The 21,121-nt window shown below is 38.1% G+C and carries 18 protein-coding genes; 6 read left to right on the top strand and 12 right to left on the bottom strand.

Annotated features, from left to right (window positions below):
- Window positions 1-138: 138 nt before the first annotated feature.
- Both ABVM50_RS13130 and purL read right to left on the bottom strand, forming a co-directional pair.
- The gene (locus ABVM50_RS13130; RefSeq protein WP_405198974.1) at window positions 139-1,920 is read right to left on the bottom strand and encodes an AMP-dependent synthetase/ligase; all 1,782 of its coding nucleotides are present in this window, start codon (window positions 1,918-1,920) and stop codon (window positions 139-141) included.
- A gap of 451 nt (window positions 1,921-2,371) precedes the next feature.
- Window positions 2,372-6,031 carry a phosphoribosylformylglycinamidine synthase gene (gene purL / locus ABVM50_RS13125; RefSeq protein WP_405198973.1) on the bottom strand — a complete coding sequence of 1,220 codons (3,660 nt, stop codon included), beginning with the start codon at window positions 6,029-6,031 and terminating at the stop codon, window positions 2,372-2,374.
- Window positions 6,032-6,164: 133 nt separating this feature from the next.
- Here purL and ABVM50_RS13120 point away from each other — a divergent pair, with 133 nt between their 5' ends.
- Window positions 6,165-6,746: a DUF4377 domain-containing protein gene (locus tag ABVM50_RS13120; protein ID WP_405198972.1), complete on the top strand. Its 582-nt coding sequence runs from the start codon at window positions 6,165-6,167 to the stop codon at window positions 6,744-6,746.
- A 31-nt stretch (window positions 6,747-6,777) separates the two neighbouring features.
- Here the strand turns inward: ABVM50_RS13120 and ABVM50_RS13115 are convergent, their stop codons facing one another.
- The gene (locus tag ABVM50_RS13115; RefSeq protein WP_405198971.1) at window positions 6,778-7,989 is read right to left on the bottom strand and encodes an RsmB/NOP family class I SAM-dependent RNA methyltransferase; all 1,212 of its coding nucleotides are present in this window, start codon (window positions 7,987-7,989) and stop codon (window positions 6,778-6,780) included.
- A gap of 72 nt (window positions 7,990-8,061) precedes the next feature.
- Here ABVM50_RS13115 and ABVM50_RS13110 point away from each other — a divergent pair, with 72 nt between their 5' ends.
- Window positions 8,062-9,129, top strand: coding sequence for a WD40/YVTN/BNR-like repeat-containing protein (locus ABVM50_RS13110; RefSeq protein ID WP_405198970.1), 1,068 nt, complete (start codon window positions 8,062-8,064; stop codon window positions 9,127-9,129).
- Between the two features lie 59 nt (window positions 9,130-9,188).
- Here the strand turns inward: ABVM50_RS13110 and ABVM50_RS13105 are convergent, their stop codons facing one another.
- The 7 genes from ABVM50_RS13105 to ABVM50_RS13075 form a co-directional block, all read right to left on the bottom strand.
- Entirely contained in the window at window positions 9,189-9,647 is a 459-nt protein-coding gene (locus ABVM50_RS13105; RefSeq protein ID WP_405198969.1) for a hypothetical protein, read from the bottom strand.
- 2 nt (window positions 9,648-9,649) lie between these two features.
- Entirely contained in the window at window positions 9,650-10,171 is a 522-nt protein-coding gene (locus tag ABVM50_RS13100; protein ID WP_405198968.1) for a hypothetical protein, read from the bottom strand.
- Between the two features lie 31 nt (window positions 10,172-10,202).
- Window positions 10,203-10,757 carry an RNA polymerase sigma factor gene (locus tag ABVM50_RS13095; RefSeq protein ID WP_405198967.1) on the bottom strand — a complete coding sequence of 185 codons (555 nt, stop codon included), beginning with the start codon at window positions 10,755-10,757 and terminating at the stop codon, window positions 10,203-10,205.
- 316 nt (window positions 10,758-11,073) lie between these two features.
- Window positions 11,074-12,897, bottom strand: coding sequence for an ABC transporter ATP-binding protein (locus ABVM50_RS13090; RefSeq protein WP_405198966.1), 1,824 nt, complete (start codon window positions 12,895-12,897; stop codon window positions 11,074-11,076).
- Window positions 12,898-12,907: 10 nt separating this feature from the next.
- Window positions 12,908-14,638 carry a phospho-sugar mutase gene (locus tag ABVM50_RS13085; protein ID WP_405198965.1) on the bottom strand — a complete coding sequence of 577 codons (1,731 nt, stop codon included), beginning with the start codon at window positions 14,636-14,638 and terminating at the stop codon, window positions 12,908-12,910.
- A gap of 49 nt (window positions 14,639-14,687) precedes the next feature.
- The gene (locus ABVM50_RS13080; protein WP_405198964.1) at window positions 14,688-15,647 is read right to left on the bottom strand and encodes a glycosyltransferase family 2 protein; all 960 of its coding nucleotides are present in this window, start codon (window positions 15,645-15,647) and stop codon (window positions 14,688-14,690) included.
- A 3-nt stretch (window positions 15,648-15,650) separates the two neighbouring features.
- Entirely contained in the window at window positions 15,651-16,181 is a 531-nt protein-coding gene (locus tag ABVM50_RS13075) for a DUF4199 domain-containing protein (RefSeq protein ID WP_322300472.1), read from the bottom strand.
- Window positions 16,182-16,331: 150 nt separating this feature from the next.
- Here ABVM50_RS13075 and ABVM50_RS13070 point away from each other — a divergent pair, with 150 nt between their 5' ends.
- The 3 genes from ABVM50_RS13070 to mtaB all read left to right on the top strand — a co-directional run bounded on the left by ABVM50_RS13070 (window position 16,332) and on the right by mtaB (window position 19,305).
- Window positions 16,332-16,586 carry a type B 50S ribosomal protein L31 gene (locus ABVM50_RS13070; RefSeq protein WP_026916023.1) on the top strand — a complete coding sequence of 85 codons (255 nt, stop codon included), beginning with the start codon at window positions 16,332-16,334 and terminating at the stop codon, window positions 16,584-16,586.
- A gap of 106 nt (window positions 16,587-16,692) precedes the next feature.
- Complete coding sequence (locus ABVM50_RS13065) at window positions 16,693-17,865, top strand: GlmU family protein (protein WP_405198963.1); 1,173 nt, start codon at window positions 16,693-16,695, stop codon at window positions 17,863-17,865.
- 111 nt (window positions 17,866-17,976) lie between these two features.
- Window positions 17,977-19,305, top strand: a complete 1,329-nt coding sequence (gene mtaB, locus ABVM50_RS13060) for a tRNA (N(6)-L-threonylcarbamoyladenosine(37)-C(2))-methylthiotransferase MtaB (RefSeq protein ID WP_405198962.1) — start codon at window positions 17,977-17,979, stop codon at window positions 19,303-19,305.
- Here the strand turns inward: mtaB and ABVM50_RS13055 are convergent.
- Window positions 19,302-19,598, bottom strand: coding sequence for a GNAT family N-acetyltransferase (locus ABVM50_RS13055; RefSeq protein WP_141877914.1), 297 nt, complete (start codon window positions 19,596-19,598; stop codon window positions 19,302-19,304). The genes mtaB and ABVM50_RS13055 overlap by 4 nt on opposite strands.
- 10 nt (window positions 19,599-19,608) lie before the next feature.
- Entirely contained in the window at window positions 19,609-20,322 is a 714-nt protein-coding gene (locus tag ABVM50_RS13050) for a pirin family protein (protein WP_405198961.1), read from the bottom strand.
- A gap of 110 nt (window positions 20,323-20,432) precedes the next feature.
- On the opposite strand from ABVM50_RS13050, the gene ABVM50_RS13045 reads away from it, so the two are divergent.
- Entirely contained in the window at window positions 20,433-21,113 is a 681-nt protein-coding gene (locus ABVM50_RS13045) for an alpha/beta hydrolase (protein ID WP_405198960.1), read from the top strand.
- The last annotated feature ends 8 nt before the right edge of the window (window positions 21,114-21,121 follow it).

Here is a 21,121-nt window from a genome sequence, read left to right as displayed (position 1 = left end):
TTAGGAAAAAATATTATGCATGCATAATAAAATGTCTTTAAAAATACTAATATGTTGTTTTAATGCTATTTAAATTCCTAAAACCAAAAAACTCCCCAGTAGATGGGGAGTTTTTATTAGCATATTCTTAATGATAGATTAGAATCTACCGTATAGTTTTTCATAAAGATCCTGGTATCGGTCACGAATATTACGTCGCTTTAGCTTCATAGTAGGAGTAAGGTGTTCATCTTCTACCGTCCATGGTTCTGGAGTTAATTCAAATGTCTTGACTCTTTCCCATTTCCCGAATTTCTGGTTGTAGAAATCTACTTCTTCCTGAATACGTTCACGTACCATATTATTACGTGATATATCTGCAGGATCACCTGAGCCAAGATCGATATTCTTTCTCTGAGCCCATTCAGTAATAAATTCGTAATTGGGCTGGATCAAAGCTGCCGGCATTTTCTCACCATCTCCAACAACCATGATTTGCTCAATGAATCTTGATTGCTTCATGGTATTTTCAATAAGCTGCGGAGCAACATATTTTCCTCCAGATGTTTTGAACATCTCTTTTTTACGATCTGTGATCTTAAGAAAACCATCTTTATCGATCTCTCCAATATCTCCTGTATGGAAGAATCCTTCAGAATTAATTACTTCTCTGGTCTTTTCTTCATCCTTATAGTAACCTTTCATTACGTTAGGCCCTTTCGTCAGAATTTCTCCGTCTTCAGCAATTTTAACTTCTACATTATCCAGAACTTTTCCAACAGTTCCAATTCTGAAACCTCCGTTGCGTTCGTCATTCACTGCGATCACCGGAGATGTCTCTGTTAGACCATAACCTTCCATTACCGGAATTTCAGCAGCAGCGAAAACTCTGGCGAGTCTTGGTTGCAATGCTGCACTTCCAGATACGATAAGGTCTATATTTCCCCCCAGACCTTCTTTCCATTTGGAAAATATAAGTTTACGGGCAAGTTTTAATTTCGTCTCATACCACCAGCCGTTCTGTCCGTATGGTTCATATTCAAGTCCAAGCTCTACAGCCCAGTAAAATAATTTTTGTTTTACTCCGCCAAGGGCAGTTCCTTTAGCGATGATCTTATCGTATACTTTTTCCAGCAATCTTGGAACCGCAGTAATTACGTGTGGCTTAACCTCTTTCAGGTTATCGCTTATCTTTTCGATAGATTCAGCAAAGTAAACCGATACTGAATAATACTGGTATAGATAAAGGATCATTCGCTCAAAAATATGGCAAATTGGGAGGAAGCTTAAACCTACGTAAGTTCCGGTATCAAATGGCACACGTGGCGCACTTCCAAGTACGTCACTTACGATATTCTTGTGTGTTAACATGACACCTTTTGGTCTTCCTGTAGTTCCGGAAGTATAAATTAAGGTAGCCAGATCATCTTCTGTAACTGCTTTCTTAAGTTGTTCTACTTCATCCTGGTTGGCCTTATCTTCTCCAGATGATAGTATTTCTTTCCAATTCTTACAGCCAGCGATCTCATCAAAACTATAAACTTCCAGCAGGCTGGTCGTAGCCTTGATGCTGTTTAGCTTCCCAAGGATCTCTTCATCTGAAACAAAACAATACGTGGCTCCACTATGATTCAGAACATACTCGTAATCTTCTTCGGAAATGGTTGGGTAGATTGGCACATTTTGAGCTCCAATCTGAAGAATTCCAATGTCCATTATATTCCACTCAGTTCTATTATTAGTGGAGATAACTGCAATTTTATCATTCGGTTTCACGCCAAGTCGAAGAAGTCCCCGACTAATTGCATTCGCCTTATCAATATATTGCTGAGTCGAAACAGTTTCCCATTTTCCATCATATTTAGTAGCAAAAGCAACATCCAGTGGATGATTTTCTAATTGATAGTAAGGAAAGTCAAATAGACGTTTAATGTCGTTCATGAAAAGGAAAGATTTTAGATATACCTTGCAAAATAGTAATTTTCAAAGCTCATTCAAATCAAATATGATAAAAAAAAATCTTATTGTTTGAGTATTTAATAAAATGTGACTTATAAATACTATCTCTAAATACTGTTAATTATTCCTTAAACTCTTCAGTATCAATCACAATTCAGCTTTATCAAATGATTTTTTTCCGCTGAAATCTAAATACTTTTCCAATCAAAAAAAATTTGAACATTTCAGTTCAATTAAATTTACTCATCTCTTCTTTGAATGTATCAGCGCACTTGTGGATTCAATCTCTACCAGGATAATGCATTTCTCGCTTCCGAATTTATAATTTCAAAGAAGATTATGGATCTTATAGTTTGGGTAAACTGACAGCTACAGATAAGTGTGCTACCAAATTGAAAACAAAAAAGGAACCGAATGGTTCCTTTTTCATATTTTATTTCTCCAGCCATTTCCTGGCATTTACAAAGCCTTCCAGCCACGGTGAAACTTCATCCTTGCGTCCATCTGGATAATGTGCCCAGTTCCATTGGAAAGTAGATCGTTCCATATGTGGCATCATTACCAGGTGCCTACCGCTTGCATCTGTAAGTGCGGCAGCATTATAATGTGACCCATTAGGATTTGCAGGATAGCCTTCATAAGCATATTTACCTACAATGTTATAACGGTTTTCCTCATACGGGAAACTAAATTTACCCTCACCGTGTGCGGCCCATATTCCTAGCTTACTTCCCGATAATGTGGAAAGCATAACAGAATTGTTTTGTGGAATTTCTACGGAAGTAAAATTACATTCAAATTTCTGCGATTCATTGTGTAGCATCTTTGGTTTTTGCTCATGTTCAGCATTAATAAGTCCCAGTTCGATAAACAACTGACATCCGTTACAAACTCCCAGGCTCAGCGTATCTTCTCTACGGAAGAAATTTTCCAGTGCGGCTTTCGCCTTTTTATTATATAAGAATGCTCCAGCCCATCCTTTTGCACTGCCAAGAACATCTGAATTTGAGAATCCTCCAACAGCTGCAATGAAATGTATGTCTTCAAGGTTCTCTCTTCCAGAGATCAGGTCGGTCATGTGCACATCTTTCACATCAAAACCTGCTAGGTACATAGCCCTGGCCATTTCCCTTTCAGAATTGGAACCTTTTTCACGAATAATGGCTGCTTTTATTCGCGGTTTCTTAGCATCCAGTTCAGGTAACTTCCCAGTAAAATGTTCGGGAAATTTAAATTCCAGTGGTTGCTTCTTATAGTTATTGAATCGTTCGGTTGCTTTGTCGATCCCGCTTTGACGCTCATCCAGTAGAAAACTGGTTTTGTACCAGGTATCTCTCAATTCAGCAATATGAAAATGGAAGTCATCATCACCAACTTTAATATTTAGGGCTGCACCTTCAGTCGCAGTACCAATCTTATAATAGTCTATACCAAGTTCCTTCATAAAGGCTTCCGCAGTATCATCCTTAGCCTGAAATACTATTCCGCAGTTTTCATTAAAAAACAGTTTGATGATATCTTGTTCGCCTAACGAACTTAAATCAAGATCTGCACCCAGATTAATATCTGCAAAACACATTTCAAGTAAAGTTGTGATCAATCCACCCGAAGCCACATCGTGACCCGCAGCGATCATATCGCTCTTGATCATGGATTGCATGGCATTAAAGATCTTGCTAAAACGCTCATCGTTCTTTACAGTAGGAGCTTCATCGCCAACTTTATTCAGAATTTGAGCGAAAGTAGAGCCTCCAAGTTTATAATCATCTCCGGAAAGATTGATATAATAAATACTTCCTGCGTTCTTCTTTAGTACCGGTTCTACAACCGATTTGATATTATCACAATGTCCGGCAGCAGAAATTATCACCGTCCCTGGCGACAGAACATCGCCATCTTTGTATTTCTGTTTCATGGAAAGCGAATCCTTTCCGGTTGGTACATTAATCCCTAGAGAAATAGCAAAATCTGAAATTCCTTTTACTGCTTCATAAAGTCTTGCGTCTTCACCTTCGTTATTACAGGGCCACATCCAGTTTGCGGAAAGTGATATAGATTTAAGTCCTTTTTCTAAAGGAGCCCAGATGATATTAGACAAAGCCTCTGCAATAGAATTACGTGAGCCAGCTACCGGATCGATCAATGCTGAAATAGGGGAGTGTCCAATTGAGGTGGCAACTCCTTCTTTACCGTTGTAATCTAAAGCCATCACTCCGCAATTGTTTAAAGGTAATTGTAAAGGTCCTGCAGTTTGTTGTTTAGCCACGCGTCCCGTAACACAGCGATCCACTTTATTAGTAAGCCAGTCTTTACAGGCGACAGCTTCTAGTTGCAAAACCTGTTGTAAATACTCGTGAATTTTCTCTTGTTGATAATCGAGTTTACTATAATTACGAGTAATCGTCCTGTCTTCCATGATTGTTTTAGGCGAACTCCCAAACATATCTGCCAGAGCAAGGTCCATTGGTTTATCGCCAGACTTCATACCTTCAAAGGTGAATCTGTAATCACCTGTCACATTTCCAACTTCATACATTGGAGAACGTTCACGATCTGCGACTCTTCTTAGGGTATCGAGATCTTTCTCGCCAATGACCAGTCCCATTCTTTCCTGGGATTCATTTCCAATGATCTCCTTAGCAGAAAGGGTTGGATCACCAACAGGTAAACTATCCAGATCTATCTTTCCACCTTTTTCTTCTACCAGTTCACTCAAACAGTTCAGGTGACCACCGGCGCCATGATCGTGAATAGAAACTATGGGGTTGTGTTCGCTTTCTACCATTCCGCGAACGGCATTTGCAGCTCTCTTTTGCATTTCCGGATTGGAACGCTGTATGGCATTTAATTCTATACCACTGCTAAATGCACCAGTATCTGCTGAGGAAACGGCAGCGCCACCCATTCCAATTCTATAATTTTCTCCTCCAAGAACGACGATCTTGTCATTTTCTTCGGGAATATCCTTTAATGCCTGATCCTTTTTTCCGTAGCCAATACCACCGGCAAGCATAATCACTTTATCGTAACCCAGAGAGCGATCGTGTTCGCTATGTTCGAAGGTAAGTACAGATCCTGAAATTAGTGGCTGACCAAATTTGTTACCAAAATCTGAAGCTCCATTAGATGCTTTTATTAAAATATCCATTGGAGTCTGGTACAACCATTCTCTTTTTTTCATTCCATTTTCCCATGGTCGATCTTCTTCAAGTCTGGAATATGAGGTCATATAAACTGAAGTTCCTGCCAAAGGAAGCGAACCTTTCCCACCAGCAAGCCTGTCCCTGATTTCTCCACCACTACCAGTAGCCGCTCCGTTGAATGGTTCCACGGTCGTAGGGAAATTGTGAGTTTCAGCTTTAATGGAAATAACAGATTCAAAGTCCTTAATTTCGTAATATTCTGGGACATCGGGAGCTTTGGGAGCAAACTGTTCAACTACAGGTCCGTTTATAAAAGCGACATTATCCTTGTATGCTGAAACGATCTCGTTTGGATTTTCTTCGGAAGTTTTTCTAATCAGTTTAAAAAGAGATACTGGTTTTTCGTTGCCATCGATAACAAAAGTTCCATTAAAGATCTTATGTCTACAATGTTCTGAGTTCACCTGGGAAAAACCAAAAACTTCAGAATCTGTAAGTTTTCGATCCAGTTTATCTGAAAGATCCTCAAGGTATTTGACTTCTTCAGCATTTAAGGCTAATCCTTCCTGTTTATTATAGGCTGCGATATCATCGATCTCTATAATTGGCTTAGGCTCAACATGAATATCAAAAATCTCCTGATCGAGTTGCTTGTATTTCTGGGATAACATTGGATCAAAATCAGAGAAATGTTCATCTACCTTTAGAAATTCCTCGATTCTAATGATTCCGGTAATCCCCATATTTTGAGTGATCTCTACAGCATTCGTACTCCAGGGAGTGATCATTGCGGCACGTGGACCAACAAAAAAATCTGCAAGAGCAGATTTATTTATTCGAAGAGTATTTCCAAAAAGCCAGTTTAATTTTGAAATAGACTGAGCAGAAAGGTTGGAGTGCGTTTCAACCGCAAAAACCTTGGTAGTTTGATTTCCGAAGAAAAGGATCATGTAAGTTGTGTTTGTGTTGTTTTGAACAGGACACAAATTTAAGATTTTTTCTGCTCTAGTTTGAAAGTTTAGAAAAGGAATATTTCTTTTAACGCCTCTAATTTCTTATCTTTTTTTTATAAAAATCATCATCATGAATTTCAATCGATCAATCTTAATTATTTGCGCCTTTATATTAAGTTTTAGCGCAATATCCTGTTCCTTAAAAGGGGATGCTTCGGGTTCTGAAGTAGTAAACCGCTCTGAGGTAGTAAACCTTAGAATTGATCATCATAGAGCTACTGCATTCGGTTTTGCTCCAACGCTGGTAATGCTTTCTCAGGAAGATGAGAAAATAGGTAGTGAGAATTGGTTGTATTTTTATGATTGGATAGAGGGATTTGAATATGAACCAGGTTTCATTTACGACCTGAGGGTTAGAAAATATTATATAGAAAACCCTCTACAAGATGGTTCCTCAATACGCTATGTTTTAGATCAACTAATATCTAAGACTGAAGTGCCGGCAGATGAGGTTTTTGAGATACAATTGAAGTGGGGGCAACATAATTTTGTAGAGAAGGATAACGAAAGATTGCTTATAAATGAGAAAATTGAAATCAATTGCGAGACATTATGTGAGGAACTGATATCCAGACTTGAGCAAGATGAACAAGTTGTTGGAAACTTTGTACGAGAAAGTTCAGACAAAATTAAATTAGTATTGATTCAATAAAAAAAGCGACTTTAAAGGTCGCTTTTTCTCTTTATTCTTTTTGCAGTAAGGCCATATAAAATCCGTCATAGCCACTTTCGCTGGATAGAATCTTCTTTTCTCTTAACAAACGGAATTCTTTGCCTTCCTCTGTTTTTAGAAACTTCTGAACCTGCTTATCATTTTCTGAAGGTAGAATTGAACAAGTTGCATACACCATTTTACCACCTTTTTTCAAGATCCTGGAATATTGCTGAAGGATCTCAGCTTGAGTATGGTTGATCTTTCCTAGAAACTCTGGTTGTAGTTTCCATTTCGCATCTGGATTCCTACTAAGAACCCCAAGTCCGCTACATGGAGCATCAATTAAAACCCTGTCTGCCGAATTATATAATTTCTTGATCACTTTCGTGGTCTCAATACTTCTGGTCTCTACGTTATGAGCGCCAGCACGTTTTGCACGTCGTTTTAATTCCTTCAATTTATTTCCATAAATATCTAGCGCAATGATCTGGCCTTTATTCTCCATAAGTGCAGCCAGGTGAAGGGTTTTTCCACCTGCGCCTGCGCAGGTATCTACAACTCTCATTCCTGGTTGTACGTCAAGAAATTCTGCCACTCGCTGAGAATTTGCATCCTGAACTTCGAAAAGACCATCCTGGAAGGCCTTTGTTCTAAATACGTTAGAGCGCTCTTTTAGTTCCAGTGCCTCAGGATAATTTCTAACTTTATTAGTTTCTATTCCTTCTTCCAGTAAAATACCAGCCAGTTTATCAGGATCAGTTTTTAAGCTATTGGCTCTTAGAACTACCGGAGCCTGTGTATTCAACGCGCTCAATTCCTGCGTCCAGATCTTTTCACCTAACTCTTCCACACCAAGTTCATCCAGCCAGTCTGGCACAGATTCTCTAAATTTTCGGGTTCTACTTAGTTCGTCAAATTTCCCTTTGATTCGTCTCACCGGAGTTCCATCAAATTGTGGCCATTCCGGGATCTTAACACCTCTAAGTACACACCAGACAGCAAAGATCCTAAACAGGTCTTCTCTGGAAAATGTTTCTTTTACTTCAGCAATTTCAGCATATAACCTTTTCCAGCGAACTATATCGTACGTGGTTTCAGCTATAAAACTGCGATCTCTTGATCCCCATCTTTTATCACGCTTAAGCGTCTTTTCAATTACCTTGTCGGCATATTTTCCATCGTTGAAAATTTCAGCAAGAGCATCTATAGTTGCAAAAACGAGATTTCTGTGTAGGCGCATAATTCTTCTTTAAGCCGGCAAAGTTACGTTTTTTTGATTCGGAAAAATCTATATTTGGATCAAATCTATTTTATGAAAAAACTGGTACTACTTCTATTAGTCCTTACTGCAGGTTGCAAAAATAATAATGAGTCTAAAGCTGACGATTCGGCTTCTACAAGTAAGCATAAAACCTTTAGAGAAGTTCATGTCGAAAATATACTTGAAGATGATTCATTGAGCATCAGGGCGATCCAGGTGATTGGTGAGAACCTGGCCTTTGCAGCTAATAAGGGAACTTATGGGTTGTATAATGCAGCGAATAATACCTGGAAGACGAATACTCAGGCTTACAATAGTATTTATCCCGAGTTTCGAGCTATCGCCAGCACATCGAACGACTTTTTTATGCTTGGTGTAGGAAGTCCGGCGCTATTATACAAAACTGGCAATAATGGCCAGTTAGAACTGGTTTACAAAGAAGATAATGAGAAAGCATTTTATGACTCTATGACTTTCTGGAATGATACCGAAGGAATTGCGATGGGCGATCCTACTGATGGCTGTATTTCTATTATAATCACAAGAGACGCAGGGAAAAGCTGGGAAAAACTTGACTGTGATCAATTACCTGATGCTGCCGTGGGTGAAGCAGCTTTTGCAGCCAGTAATTCAAATATTGCAACTTACGAGGATGAAACCTGGATTCTGACAGGTGGAATGAAATCGAGAATTTTATACTCTTCAGATAGAGGGAAGAATTGGGAAATTTTTGATACCCCGCTTATTCAGGGAACTGCCACTTCTGGAGGTTATAGTGTAGATTTTTTTAATTCTGAAATAGGATTCATTATTGGTGGAGATTATACAAAGTCTAAAGAAAACAAAGGAAACAAGGCAATTACAACAGATGGCGGTAAAACCTGGAATCTGGTTGCGGAAGGGCAGGAGCCCGGCTATAGAAGTTCGGTTAGATTCGTTCCTGGTGGTGCTGGGAAGGAATTAATTGCCGTAGGTTTTGAAGGCATCAACTATAGTAAGGATAGTGGAGAGACCTGGTCAGAACTTAGTGATGAAGGATTTTTCACCATTAGATTCATCAATGATTCCACTGCATATGCCGCTGGGAGTGGAAGAGTAGCGAAGCTTATATTTAAATAAAAAACAAGCCCGACTTTTAAAGTCGGGCCGTTTCATTCTAACCAAATACTTAACCAATATTATTCGTCACTCGATTTATTATTTCCCTTTTTCGCTCTGTATTCTCTAATGAGCTTTTTATGAAATTCGTCCTCGAGTTTGTGTAATTTTATAATGTCTTTCGCTGTAATGATTTGCTTCAAGTCTTTGAAGAGTTGTTTCTTGATCTTGTATTCCTCGTTTTCAACAGAAAGGAATTCATTTAGAAGATCTTCTGCCTGCTTCTCATTATAGCAATTTACATCCTCCAGTTCGATATGCTCACGTTCATGAAGTTTTCTCTTCTTACGCTCGTATTCATTGTAAATTGGCCAGAATTCCTGAGCCAGTTTATCGGTAAGCTCGAGTTCCTGAGTAATAAAAGCCACTTTCAAAGCTTTGATCCTCTTGTGTTGTGCTTCCCGATCTTCGTTTTTTTCCTGGGCCAGTAAAATATTCGCTGGCAAAAGAAATAGAATTATTAGTAGGTATTTTTTCATAATTAGTCCATTATATAAGATGGATCTTCAACGTTCTCATCAATATATTCGAAAGCTGCTTCAGTATCAATTTCGGTAAAGTCAGCTTCCAGATCACCTTGAGTTATTAAATCTGAATATTCAACACTATTAAGGTCGATACTTCCCATTTCATAACTGTCGTACAGGTAATTTTCTAATGCCGTAACCTCTATGTCATCCCATCCAAGATCATTAGTTTGGTTAGAAGGAAAGAAATTGCCAAGCATAATGACCATTATTGCAGCGATGGCCGAAGCATATAGCCAGTATTCTTTTTTGAATAACGGTACAACTTTGGTTTCAGGAGCAACGGTTTTTGACAGGATACTATCTTCCAACTTATCGAAATAATCATCAGGCGTCGTAAAGCCAGAACTTTCGATTGCGGGTAGTTCATTGTCGTCAGAAATCTTATTCATAAGACTGTTTTCAAGATCCTGGAAATAAGTTTCCGGGACTTTGAATCCAGAATTGTTCTTATGTTTAAAATTATCGGTTTTCATCGTACTTATGACTTGGTTTTTTAGTAATGGTTTAATTCGACTTTAAAAATTCTTCGATCTTCTTGGTCGCAATGTGATACGAAGCTTTCAAGGCTCCTTCACTAGTACTCAAAATCTCTGCCATTTCTCTATATTTCAGTTCTTCGAAATATTTCATATTGAATACCTGTTGTTGCTTCTGCGGAAGCGTGGCGATGGCTTTTTGTAATTTCAATTGTATTTCACTTCCTTCAAAATATACGTCACTTTCAAGATTATCGATAATTTGATCCTGTAACTCTTCAGAAGTGATCTTTAGGCGTCGGGCTTTTTTATTGATAAATGTGATCGCTTCGTTAGTCGCGATACGGTAAATCCAGCTGTACAGTTTGCTATCTCCTTTAAATTTATCAATATTTCTGAAGATCTTTATGAAGGTATTCTGCAAAATATCGTCTGTATCATCATGACTTTTTGCAATATTCCGGATATGCCAGTACAAACGCTCTTTATAAAGCGTGATCAATTCCCTGAAAGCTTCCTGGGAAGTTGATTGCTTCTGCAATCTTAAGATAAGATCCTGTTCAGCTTCTCGTGTGTTGGACATAATGGACGTTCAATGCAAAGATATTCAATTCGATCATCGGTCAAAATAGAGATGGAAATAAAAGTTTGTAAAGATTAACTTACAAAATAACACTGCAGCCAGACGAAAGGAAGTATTTTCGGATTAAATGCAAAATAAATTTGGCCGGTATGTATTTTAACGTATATTTACGACAGTTAAAAGATTTAATCCTTTTTTTGCCCCTTAAAAATTGAATTATATCGCATTATTCTTGCTGCCCCAAGTGAGAATAATAATTAAAAAAAGGATGATACCTATGTAGTCATCCTTTTTTTTATGTCGTTAATTTATATGATCATTCGAAGGACTGCATTGCAACCAGCTTTTTATAAGTGCCATTGGCATCGATCAATTCCTGATGTTTTCCCTGTTCCACAATTTCACCTTTTTGCATTACGACGATCTTGTCTGCATTCTGTATCGTAGATAATCTGTGCGCGATCACGATAGAGGTACGGTTCTTCATCATATTCTCCAAAGCTTTCTGAACCAGCTTCTCGCTTTCAGTATCCAGGGCAGAAGTGGCTTCATCTAGAATCATTACTGGCGGATTCTTAAGTACAGCTCTAGCGATAGATAAACGTTGCTTCTGGCCACCACTCAATTTATTTCCGCTATCTCCAATATTTGTATCCAGCTGTTTTGGAAGTTCTTTTACAAATTCCCAGGCGTTGGCAATTTTTAAAGCGTCGATAATTTCTGCATCTGTAGCATCATGTTTACCTAGTGCGATATTATTCCGAATAGTATCATTAAATAATATTGAATCCTGGGTAACCAGACCAAGTAGATCCCGGAGATCAGATTTCTTCATTTTCCTGATATCAATTCCGTCGATCTTTATAGTTCCAGCATTTACATCATAGAACCTGGTGATCAAATTTGCAATGGTAGATTTTCCAGATCCAGATTGTCCTACTAAAGCGACAGTTTCACCTTTCTTGACATCGATAGAGAATTGCTTTAATACTTTATCATCTTCATAAGCGAAATCCACATTCGAGATCTCGATGCCAGTCTCAAAATCTTTCTTATCAACGGCGTCTGGATGGTCTGTAATGGTAGATGGTGTTTCGAGAACCTGCAGGATTCTTTCTGCTGCGGCATCACCTTTCTTCACGCTGTAAGTAGCTTTAGAAATTTGTTTTGCAGGTGTCAGAATGTTATAAGCTAACCCCAGAAAAGCTATAAATGTTGCTGCATCCAGTGATTCTTCGACAAGAACCATGTTTCCACCAAACCATAGAATCACTACAATGACAAAGATCCCCAGGAATTCACTGGTAGGTGATGCGAGGTTTTGCCTGTTAATAAGGCTATTCAGAATCTCCTTGAGACGGTTTGTGCTTTGCTGAAACTTGTTGTAAAATTTACTTTCTGCATTAAAACCTTTTACGATTTTTAAACTTGATAGTGTCTCCTCAACGATACTAAGAAAATGACCGTTTTCTTCCTGAGCAAGATTCGACTTCCGCTTTAATTGCTTTCCAATCAAACTAATGATAAAACCAGCGATTGGAAGAAATATAAAAACGAAGAGCGTCAATTGCGCACTCATTACCAACATTGCCAGGATTGTAAATAATATGGTAAGCGGTTCTCGTACAATAAGTTCCAGAATGGAAAGAAAAGAAGTTTGAACCTCGTTTACATCGGCAGTGATTCTTGATATCGTATCACCTTTTCTTTTTTCTGAAAAATAGGATACTGGTAAGGCAAGTATCTTTTTATACATCGCATCACGAAGGTCGCGTAATACGCCATTCCGAAGAAATGTTAGAAAGAACGAACTAAGATAGCCGAACAGGTTTTTGAGAAAGAAGAGGAGAACCACAATTCCGCAGATAAATATAAGTGCGGCAACTTCATCCTCGTTCACCCTCTGCGTGACCTCGTAATTAAAGTAATCTGAAAAATAATCCTTAGCGTTAGAAATTCCGGTATAAACTGGTTTCTCAGCAACCCTTTTTGTTTTATCGAAAAGTACCTGGATAACAGGTATTAGCGCGATAAACGATAATGTACTGAATATCGCATAGAAGATATTGCATATAATATTGAGGATCGCAAACTTCCTGTACGGCATTGCGAACATCATGATCTTTCTAAAATAGGTCATTTAAAGAAATTTAGCCCAGTTTTAATTCATCTTTGATTCGGGCAATCTTATCACTTAATTTCTGATTTTCAGCATCATAATTCTGAATATCATCGAGCTGAGAATTTACGCTGATGTAAAACTTGATCTTTGGCTCTGTACCGCTTGGTCTTGCCGCGATCTTCGTTCCATTTTCAGTATAATAAATTAGAACATTGGATTTCGGAATATCGATAACAGACTCATTTCGCTCTAAAACATTTCTTGCAGTAGAGGCGTGGTAGTCTTCTACTAATACCACTTTTTCACCATCGATCTTTTCCCATGGGTTTTCTCTAAGATCTACCAGCATTTGCTTGATCTCCTGCTCTCCCTGTATTCCTTTCTTTACAAGGGATATAAGTTCTTCGCGAAAAAGACCATGTTCTGTATAAAGTTCAAGAAGTTTCTGATAAAAAGATTTTCCTTCCGCTTTCATTTTTGCTGCGATTTCACAGGCAAGTAGGGTAGCGGTTACCGCATCTTTGTCTCTAACAAAGTCACCCACCATATAACCAAAACTTTCTTCTCCACCACCAATGAAGTTCATTTCCGGGTGGTCCTTGATCAGTTTTGCGATCCATTTGAATCCTGTAAGAACTTCTTTATATTCTACTCCATAAGATTCGGTTAAATTCTTCATCATTGGAGTGGAAACTATGGTAGAAGCAACAAACTCTGAACCTTTGATCTTATCCTGTTTTTTCCATTCCTCCAGAAGAAACCAGGTCATCACCAACATGGTTTGATTTCCATTAAGAAGTACCATTTTACCATCCAAATCACGAACGGCAACTCCAAGTCTGTCACAATCCGGATCGGTTCCAATAACTATATCTGCATGGATTTCTTCAGCCTTTTCCAAAGCCATCTTTAATGCTTCAGGTTCTTCCGGGTTTGGTGATTTCACTGTTGGAAAATTACCATCTGGTTTACGCTGCTCTTCAACAATATGAACATTATTAAATCCTGCCATTTCCAGAACTTCAGGAACCATCGTAATAGAAGTTCCATGTAGAGAAGTAAATACTACTTTAAGATTACTCTTTGCGGTAGCTGAAGTATCAAAACTTCCATTTTCTACGGAAGCTTTTGCAAATGAATCGTCAACCTTCTTGTCGATCTTTTCAATAAGTGATTCGTTCGCTTCAAATTTAACTTCAGTATAGTCAAGATTATTAATAGTTTCGATCACTTCTTTATCTTGTGGTGGAACCAACTGGCCACCATCCTGCCAGTAAACTTTATAACCGTTATATTCTGGTGGGTTATGGCTTGCGGTAAGCACGATCCCACAGTGACAGTCTAATTCTTTAACGGCAAATGATAATTCAGGAGTCGGTCGTAGTTCAGAAAAGAGATATACTTTGATATCGTTCGCTGAAAAGACATCTGCTACAACTTTGGCAAGCCTATCACTATTATGTCTGCAATCGTAAGCAATCGCCACTTTAACCTGCTCTCCAGGAAAAGATTTTTTCAAATAATCTGAAAGTCCCTGGGTGTTTTTACCCAAAGTGTACCTGTTGATTCGGTTGGTACCAACGCCCATAACACCGCGCATTCCACCTGTCCCAAATTCAGCATTTTTATAAAAGCTTTCTTCCAGTTCACCCGGATCATCATTTATAAGTCGGTTGATCTCGGTTTTAGTGTCTGCATCAAAAATATCAGTAAGCCACGCCTGTGCCTTCTGAAGAATTTCAGGTTTATTTGTTGCCATAATTAGTTGGTTTTGCTAAACAAAAATAATGATTAATACGAGAAAGGTACTAAATATTACTGGTGGTTTTTCGTATGAGGTAGCGCTCTTTCTCACGTTTTGAACGAAGAATAAGCTCTCCCAGAAAACCAGCAAGAAAAAACTGTGTTCCTATGATCATCACCGCGAGTGAAATATAGAACCATGGATTTTGAGTTACCAGTACGTTGGGTAAGCCGTGATAAAGTTTATAAAGCTTGGAGACACCTATAAGAAAGGCAGAAACAAAACCAATGATAAACATTAGAACGCCCAGAGCTCCAAAAAGGTGCATAGGTCTGCGTCCAAATTTGGAAAGAAACCAAATGCTAATTAAGTCCAGGAAGCCATTAATAAATCTACTGGCGCCAAATTTTGTGTTACCATATTTCCTGGCCTGGTGTTTAACTTCCTTTTCGGTGATCTTACTGTAACCGGCATTTTTTGCAAGTACAGGAATGTATCGATGCATTTCACCGTAGACATCGATGTTCTTGATAACCTCTTTTCTGTAAGCCTTTAGTCCGCAATTGAAATCATTTAATTTTACTCCGGAAGTTTTTCTAGCGGCAGCATTAAATAGTTTGGAAGGAAGGTTTTTGGTGACCACATTATCATAGCGCTTCTTTTTCCATCCTGAAACAAGGTCATATTTCTGTTCCTTAATTAGGGCGTATAATTCTGGGATCTCATCAGGATTGTCCTGAAGATCGGCATCCATAGTGATGACCACATCACCCTGGGCTTCGATAAACCCAGCATGCAGGGCCTGAGATTTCCCATAATTTCTATTAAAACGTATGCCTTTTACACGATCATCGGCTTCAGAAAGTGATTCGATCGTTTTCCAGGAACCATCTGTGCTGCCATCATCAATAAAGATGATCTCATAAGAAAAGGAATTGGATCGCAATACTTTTGCGATCCAATTATATAATTCAACCAAAGATTGCTCTTCGTTGAGTAATGGTATAACTACCGATATCTGCATCAATTATGCGTTTGTCTTATCTTTCTCTCTAAAGATCAAAGCTACAATTAATCCTATTACCGCATACATAATTAGTTGAAAGCCGTAACCTTTCAATTGGTTCATGATGGAGAATTGATTAGTTTCTTGTAATTGTTTAACCGTTTCGTTGATTTGAGATTCCGGAGAACCAAAACCTTCCATCATCTTCACAGTCGATTCAATGGTAAGTTCGTTCAAAGTTCTAGCAGCATCCGAATCTATTACATTAAATAAAATAATTCCAAATACTAGGGAAATGAATGTTCCAATAAAGACTGTTAAAAAGTAAGCGCCATATGCATCTTTAAAACTGAATAAGTTTGTGCTAACTTTTTTAGCTTTATTAGTTGACATACATGCCATGATGATGACAAATACTAGCATTGATATCCCAAACCACCATTTAGTAAATAAACTCAGGTCAAAGGCGTAAGCTAGTACTGCAATTAGAATTAGAGATAATCCTAAGTATAAACCATAGGATGAAGAAATTTTTTTAGCTGGAGTTTCCATTGTTCAAGTAAAGTTTGATTAGTTTAGCAGTTAGTTAACAAATATAAGGAAACGTTACACTCAATAATAAATAAAAACTTTTTTCAATTTTATTTGTTCGTAAGTAGTAATTAGTTAAATTTGCACCTCGAAAATTAAAAGATCAAAGCGATGAAGCAGGGAATCCATCCGGAAAATTATAGATTAGTAGCATTTAAAGACATGTCTAATGAAGACGTATTTTTAACTAAATCTACAGCAAAAACAAAAGAAACTATTGAAGTTGACGGAACTGAATACCCGTTGGTAAAACTGGAAATCTCCAGAACTTCTCATCCATACTATACTGGACAGACCAAATTACTGGATACTGCAGGTAGAATTGACAAGTTCAAGAACAAATACTCAAAATTCAAGAAGAAGTAATTCTTCCGAATTTTCGACATACAAAGCCGCTTTTAGCGGCTTTTTTCATTTTAGCAGCAGCCCGTTTCACTGGAAACTTTATTTTTGCTGAATTAAAGCATACGATATGAACTATATTCTATTTGACGGTACTTTCCGAAATAATCTCTTACCATTTACATTCACCAGACCAGTAGCCGATCTACGGATTGGGATACTAACTATCCGTGAAAAATGGGAGCAACGATTAAATGCTACTACTTCAACTAAAACTGAAGAATATCTTTCAGAAAAGTGGCCATTAAAATTAGAGAGTTCAAACATCTTTATCAATGCTTCCGTATTACCGGATGATAAACTGCTGGAGGAAATTTCAGCACTACAGCATGGTGAAAAATTAGTTTTTGAAGACATCTTAATAGCATATAAGTTTGAAGGGAATTCTGAACCATCTCCTGAAGATCTTCAGCTTAAAGAATCATCCAGAAAGCCTTTTATCGTTGCTCATACCTGGGATATCTTCTCTAAAAATGCAGAAGCTATTCAGTTAGATTTTGATCATTTAACCAAAGGAAGAACTTCTCAGAAAATAGATTCTTCAAATTACACCAAAGTTTCAGAAAACATTTTTATTGAAGAAGGTGCAAGCGTAGAGAACTGTTCATTGAACGCTAGCGATGGCCCTATTTATATTGGTAAAAATGCTACAGTTATGGAAGGATCGCTCATTAAGGGCCCTTTCGCACTAGGAGAATCTGCAACGATTAAAATGGGTGCTAAAATTTATGGCGCTACTACCATTGGACCTTCATGCAAAGCGGGAGGTGAGATCAGTAACTCTGTGTTGTTTCAGAATTCTAATAAAGGGCATGATGGCTTTTTAGGAAATTCTGTACTTGGTGAATGGTGCAATATAGGTGCCGATTCCAATAACAGCAATCTTAAAAATAATTACGCCGCCGTTCGTTTGTGGGATTATGAGACAGAAAGATTTGCGGATACCGGGTTGCAGTTCTGTGGACTTATAATGGGAGATCATAGTAAATGTGGTATCAACACCATGTTTAATACTGGGACCGTAGTTGGAGTGAGTGCTAATATTTTTGGAAGTGGTTTCCCTAGAAATTTTATTCCGTCTTATAGTTGGGGTGGAAGTGCAGGAATGACAACATACAAACTTACCAAGGTTTTTGAGACCGCCAGACTGGTAATGCAACGCCGGGGAGTAGAGCTCACCGCCGCCGATGAAAAGATCATGGAGCATATTTTCGATTATTCCGCGAAATGGCGACGGGATTAAACTGATAAAACCACAGTTGATCATTTGATTTTCAGCTTGATAATTGATTTTTTAGAAACACTTTAAGTTGGTATCTTTGCAGCCCGAAATACAGGATTAGACGAATTGATCATGAGCGCAAAAAAAGTAGCATTTTATACCCTTGGCTGTAAGCTGAATTTTTCCGAAACTTCCACGATCGCAAGATCTTTTGAGAACGAAGGATTCCAGAGGGTGGAGTTTGATGAAGCGGCAGATATATACGTGATCAACACCTGTTCTGTTACTGAAAATGCAGATAAACGATTCAAAACAATTGTCAGGCATGCGCAGAAAGCAAATGAAGATGCTTTCGTTATTGCAGTAGGCTGCTATGCTCAATTAAAACCGGAAGAACTAGCTGCAGTAGATGGCGTAGACCTTGTTTTGGGTGCTACTGAAAAATTCAAAATCACAGACTACCTGAACGACCTCACCAAGAATGATCATGGTGAAGTTCATAGCTGCGAGATCGATGAAGCCGATTTCTACGTAGGTTCTTATTCTATAGGTGATCGTACCCGGGCTTTTTTGAAAGTTCAGGATGGATGTGATTATAAGTGCACTTATTGCACCATTCCTTTGGCTAGAGGAATTTCCAGAAGTGACCGTCTTGAAAATGTTCTTCAGAATGCTTCGGAAATTTCAGAACAGGGAATAAAAGAGATCGTTCTCACAGGAGTAAATATTGGAGACTACGGGAAAGGTGAATTCGGAAATAAAAAGCACGAGCATACTTTTCTTGAGCTCGTACAGGCACTGGATGAAGTTGAAGGGATCGAAAGACTACGAATCTCGTCTATAGAACCAAACCTGCTGAAAAATGAAACGATCGATTTTGTATCTTCAAGTAATACTTTTGTACCTCATTTTCACATTCCACTTCAAAGTGGAAGTGACGATATGCTAAAGCGTATGCGTAGGCGCTATCTTAGTGATCTATATGTAGATCGTGTAAATAAGATCAAATCAGTTATGCCAGATGCCTGTGTTGGAGTTGATGTCATTGTTGGCTTTCCGGGTGAAACTGATGAGCATTTTCTGGAGACTTATAATTTTCTTCAGGAATTGGATATATCATACCTTCACGTTTTCACCTATTCCGAAAGGGATAATACTCCGGCAGCAGAGATGGATGGAGTAGTGCCATTAAAAGTGCGAAAGAAGAGAAGTAAAATGCTGAGAGGCTTATCTGCTAAAAAACGCAGAGCTTTTTATGAAAGTCAGCTTGGGAATACATCAACGGTTTTATTTGAAGGAGAGAACAAATCAGGTTATATCCATGGATTTACAGAAAATTACGTGAAGGTAAAAGCACCGTGGAATCCGGAGATGGTAAATACACTGAAAAAAGTGAATCTTACCGAGATCGATGAAGATGGCCTGGTAAGATTCGAAATGCTTCAGGAAGAATTAGTTTAAATATTAATCCCTACAGGAAGTAGATCTTTATATTTTCTTCTATTTTTCCGCATGAAACCGGCAATGGTTGGGTTCGTAGGAACCACTCTCATATTGGTTTCGCTTATCCTGGAAAGAACCGCTTCAATAAAATCATTTTGCTTGTCCAGAACTTTCTCAGATACTTTTATCTTTGTCAAGAAGATCTTTCTATCCTGTTGAGAATATTCTATAATGCAGAGTTCTCCATCAATCTCAGTTTCAAACTGTCTCAAGAATTCATTGTCTGTAATCTTCATTTCTTCTACATTCATATTTCAAGAATTAATTCATAGGTACCTCAATAAAAAGTACCGTTGATTCATTTTTAACGTCAATATTTACCTTAGGAGTATTCCAGACACCAACAGCATCGCGCTTTGAAAGCTTTAAGTCATCAATTTCTGAATCTCCCTCTATCATAAAGATGTAAACACCATTGGTGGTATCGTTTAGGTTATACTCAATATTCCTGCCAGCTTCGGTCTTCTGGATTGACAGGAAGGCGTTTTGATGAATTTTCAAGGCATTTTCATCCTCATGATCCATTGGAGCTACTACTGTAACCAACTCACCAGTATCTAACTGTTTGCTATAATTCTTTTGATCATAGCGGGGTTCATGTGAGTTCTTATCGGGGAAGATCCAGATCTGAAGCATGTTTAATTCTTCAGTAGAGGAATTAAATTCGCTATGTTCCACACCCGTTCCGGCGCTCATTACTTGCACTTCGCCTTTCTCAATAACTGCAGTGTGGTCCATGGAATCTTTATGCCTTATTGCACCCTGAAGTGGAATCGAAATGATCTCCATATCCTTATGTGGATGAGTGCCAAATCCCATTCCAGATTTAACGTAATCGTCATTAAGTACACGAAGCAGTCCGAAATTTGTTCTATTAGGATCGAAATAGTTGGCAAAGCTAAAGGAGAAGTTAGCGTTCAACCAGCCATGATTAGCGGTACCACGAGATCCTGCAGCGTGAAATATTTTATCCATTATTTATGAGTTATAAGATTTGAAAGTCTAAGATTAAAGGCTAATTTTGATTGTTCAATTTACGATTTTGTGAGTGCATTTCGTGTAACTCGCATGTTAAAAAGATTAGTTTGCAGAAGCGTACACATGTTTACTTCATGCCGGGTATGGCAGCAGCTCCAACAATTTTTGAAAACCTGATTTTATCTGCGGAAAAGTATGAAACACATTTGCTTGAGTGGGTAATTCCTGAGACAGATGAATCACTTGAAGATTATTCGAAAAGAATGCTTCAGTTTATCAAACATAAGAACATTGTATTGATTGGTGTTTCTTTTGGAGGGGTTATTGTACAGGAGATGGCAAAGTTTCTGGACTTACAGAGGCTTATTATAATATCCAGCGTAAAATGTACGAACGAGTTACCGCCACGTATGAAATTCGCTGCCAGAACAGGTTTATTTCGAATAGTACCCACAAGTCTTGCGAATTACGTAGACCAGTTTGAGAAGTATGCCATTGGACCATTTCTTAAGAAGCGTGCGAAATTATATAAACAGTATATTTCAATTACAGACAAGCAGTACCTGGACTGGTCTATAAAACAAATGGTTAACTGGAAGTGTGAAAAGCCTGATGAAAAGGTAATTCATATTCACGGTGATCAGGATGAAGTTTTTCCAGTAAAAAATATTGACAATGCGATCATCGTTAAAGGCGGAACGCATATTATGGTTGTAAATAGATTCAGGTGGTTCAACGACCATCTACCTGAAATTATTGAAACCGGTGAAATGATTAAAAGAACTTAAATAAAAAC

Source organism: Christiangramia sp. LLG6405-1 (assembly GCF_045055805.1).
In the GTDB taxonomy this organism is placed as follows: domain Bacteria; phylum Bacteroidota; class Bacteroidia; order Flavobacteriales; family Flavobacteriaceae; genus Christiangramia.
This window is presented reverse-complemented; position numbering and strand designations above follow the sequence as displayed.

Excerpts from the sequence above, each read along its gene's own strand:
- ABVM50_RS13055 (WP_141877914.1), bottom strand. The coding sequence starts at position 19,598 with ATGAATGTAGAAGAAATGAAGATTACAGACAATGAATTCTTGAGACAG.
- mtaB (WP_405198962.1), top strand. The coding sequence starts at position 17,977 with ATGAGCGCAAAAAAAGTAGCATTTTATACCCTTGGCTGTAAGCTGAAT.
- ABVM50_RS13050 (WP_405198961.1), bottom strand. The coding sequence starts at position 20,322 with ATGGATAAAATATTTCACGCTGCAGGATCTCGTGGTACCGCTAATCAT.
- ABVM50_RS13130 (WP_405198974.1), bottom strand. The coding sequence starts at position 1,920 with ATGAACGACATTAAACGTCTATTTGACTTTCCTTACTATCAATTAGAA.
- ABVM50_RS13070 (WP_026916023.1), top strand. The coding sequence starts at position 16,332 with ATGAAGCAGGGAATCCATCCGGAAAATTATAGATTAGTAGCATTTAAA.
- ABVM50_RS13115 (WP_405198971.1), bottom strand. The coding sequence starts at position 7,989 with ATGCGCCTACACAGAAATCTCGTTTTTGCAACTATAGATGCTCTTGCT.
- ABVM50_RS13100 (WP_405198968.1), bottom strand. The coding sequence starts at position 10,171 with ATGAAAACCGATAATTTTAAACATAAGAACAATTCTGGATTCAAAGTC.
- ABVM50_RS13120 (WP_405198972.1), top strand. The coding sequence starts at position 6,165 with ATGAATTTCAATCGATCAATCTTAATTATTTGCGCCTTTATATTAAGT.
- ABVM50_RS13065 (WP_405198963.1), top strand. The coding sequence starts at position 16,693 with ATGAACTATATTCTATTTGACGGTACTTTCCGAAATAATCTCTTACCA.
- ABVM50_RS13090 (WP_405198966.1), bottom strand. The coding sequence starts at position 12,897 with ATGACCTATTTTAGAAAGATCATGATGTTCGCAATGCCGTACAGGAAG.
- ABVM50_RS13075 (WP_322300472.1), bottom strand. The coding sequence starts at position 16,181 with ATGGAAACTCCAGCTAAAAAAATTTCTTCATCCTATGGTTTATACTTA.
- ABVM50_RS13110 (WP_405198970.1), top strand. The coding sequence starts at position 8,062 with ATGAAAAAACTGGTACTACTTCTATTAGTCCTTACTGCAGGTTGCAAA.
- ABVM50_RS13105 (WP_405198969.1), bottom strand. The coding sequence starts at position 9,647 with ATGAAAAAATACCTACTAATAATTCTATTTCTTTTGCCAGCGAATATT.
- ABVM50_RS13080 (WP_405198964.1), bottom strand. The coding sequence starts at position 15,647 with ATGCAGATATCGGTAGTTATACCATTACTCAACGAAGAGCAATCTTTG.
- purL (WP_405198973.1), bottom strand. The coding sequence starts at position 6,031 with ATGATCCTTTTCTTCGGAAATCAAACTACCAAGGTTTTTGCGGTTGAA.
- ABVM50_RS13085 (WP_405198965.1), bottom strand. The coding sequence starts at position 14,638 with ATGGCAACAAATAAACCTGAAATTCTTCAGAAGGCACAGGCGTGGCTT.
- ABVM50_RS13095 (WP_405198967.1), bottom strand. The coding sequence starts at position 10,757 with ATGTCCAACACACGAGAAGCTGAACAGGATCTTATCTTAAGATTGCAG.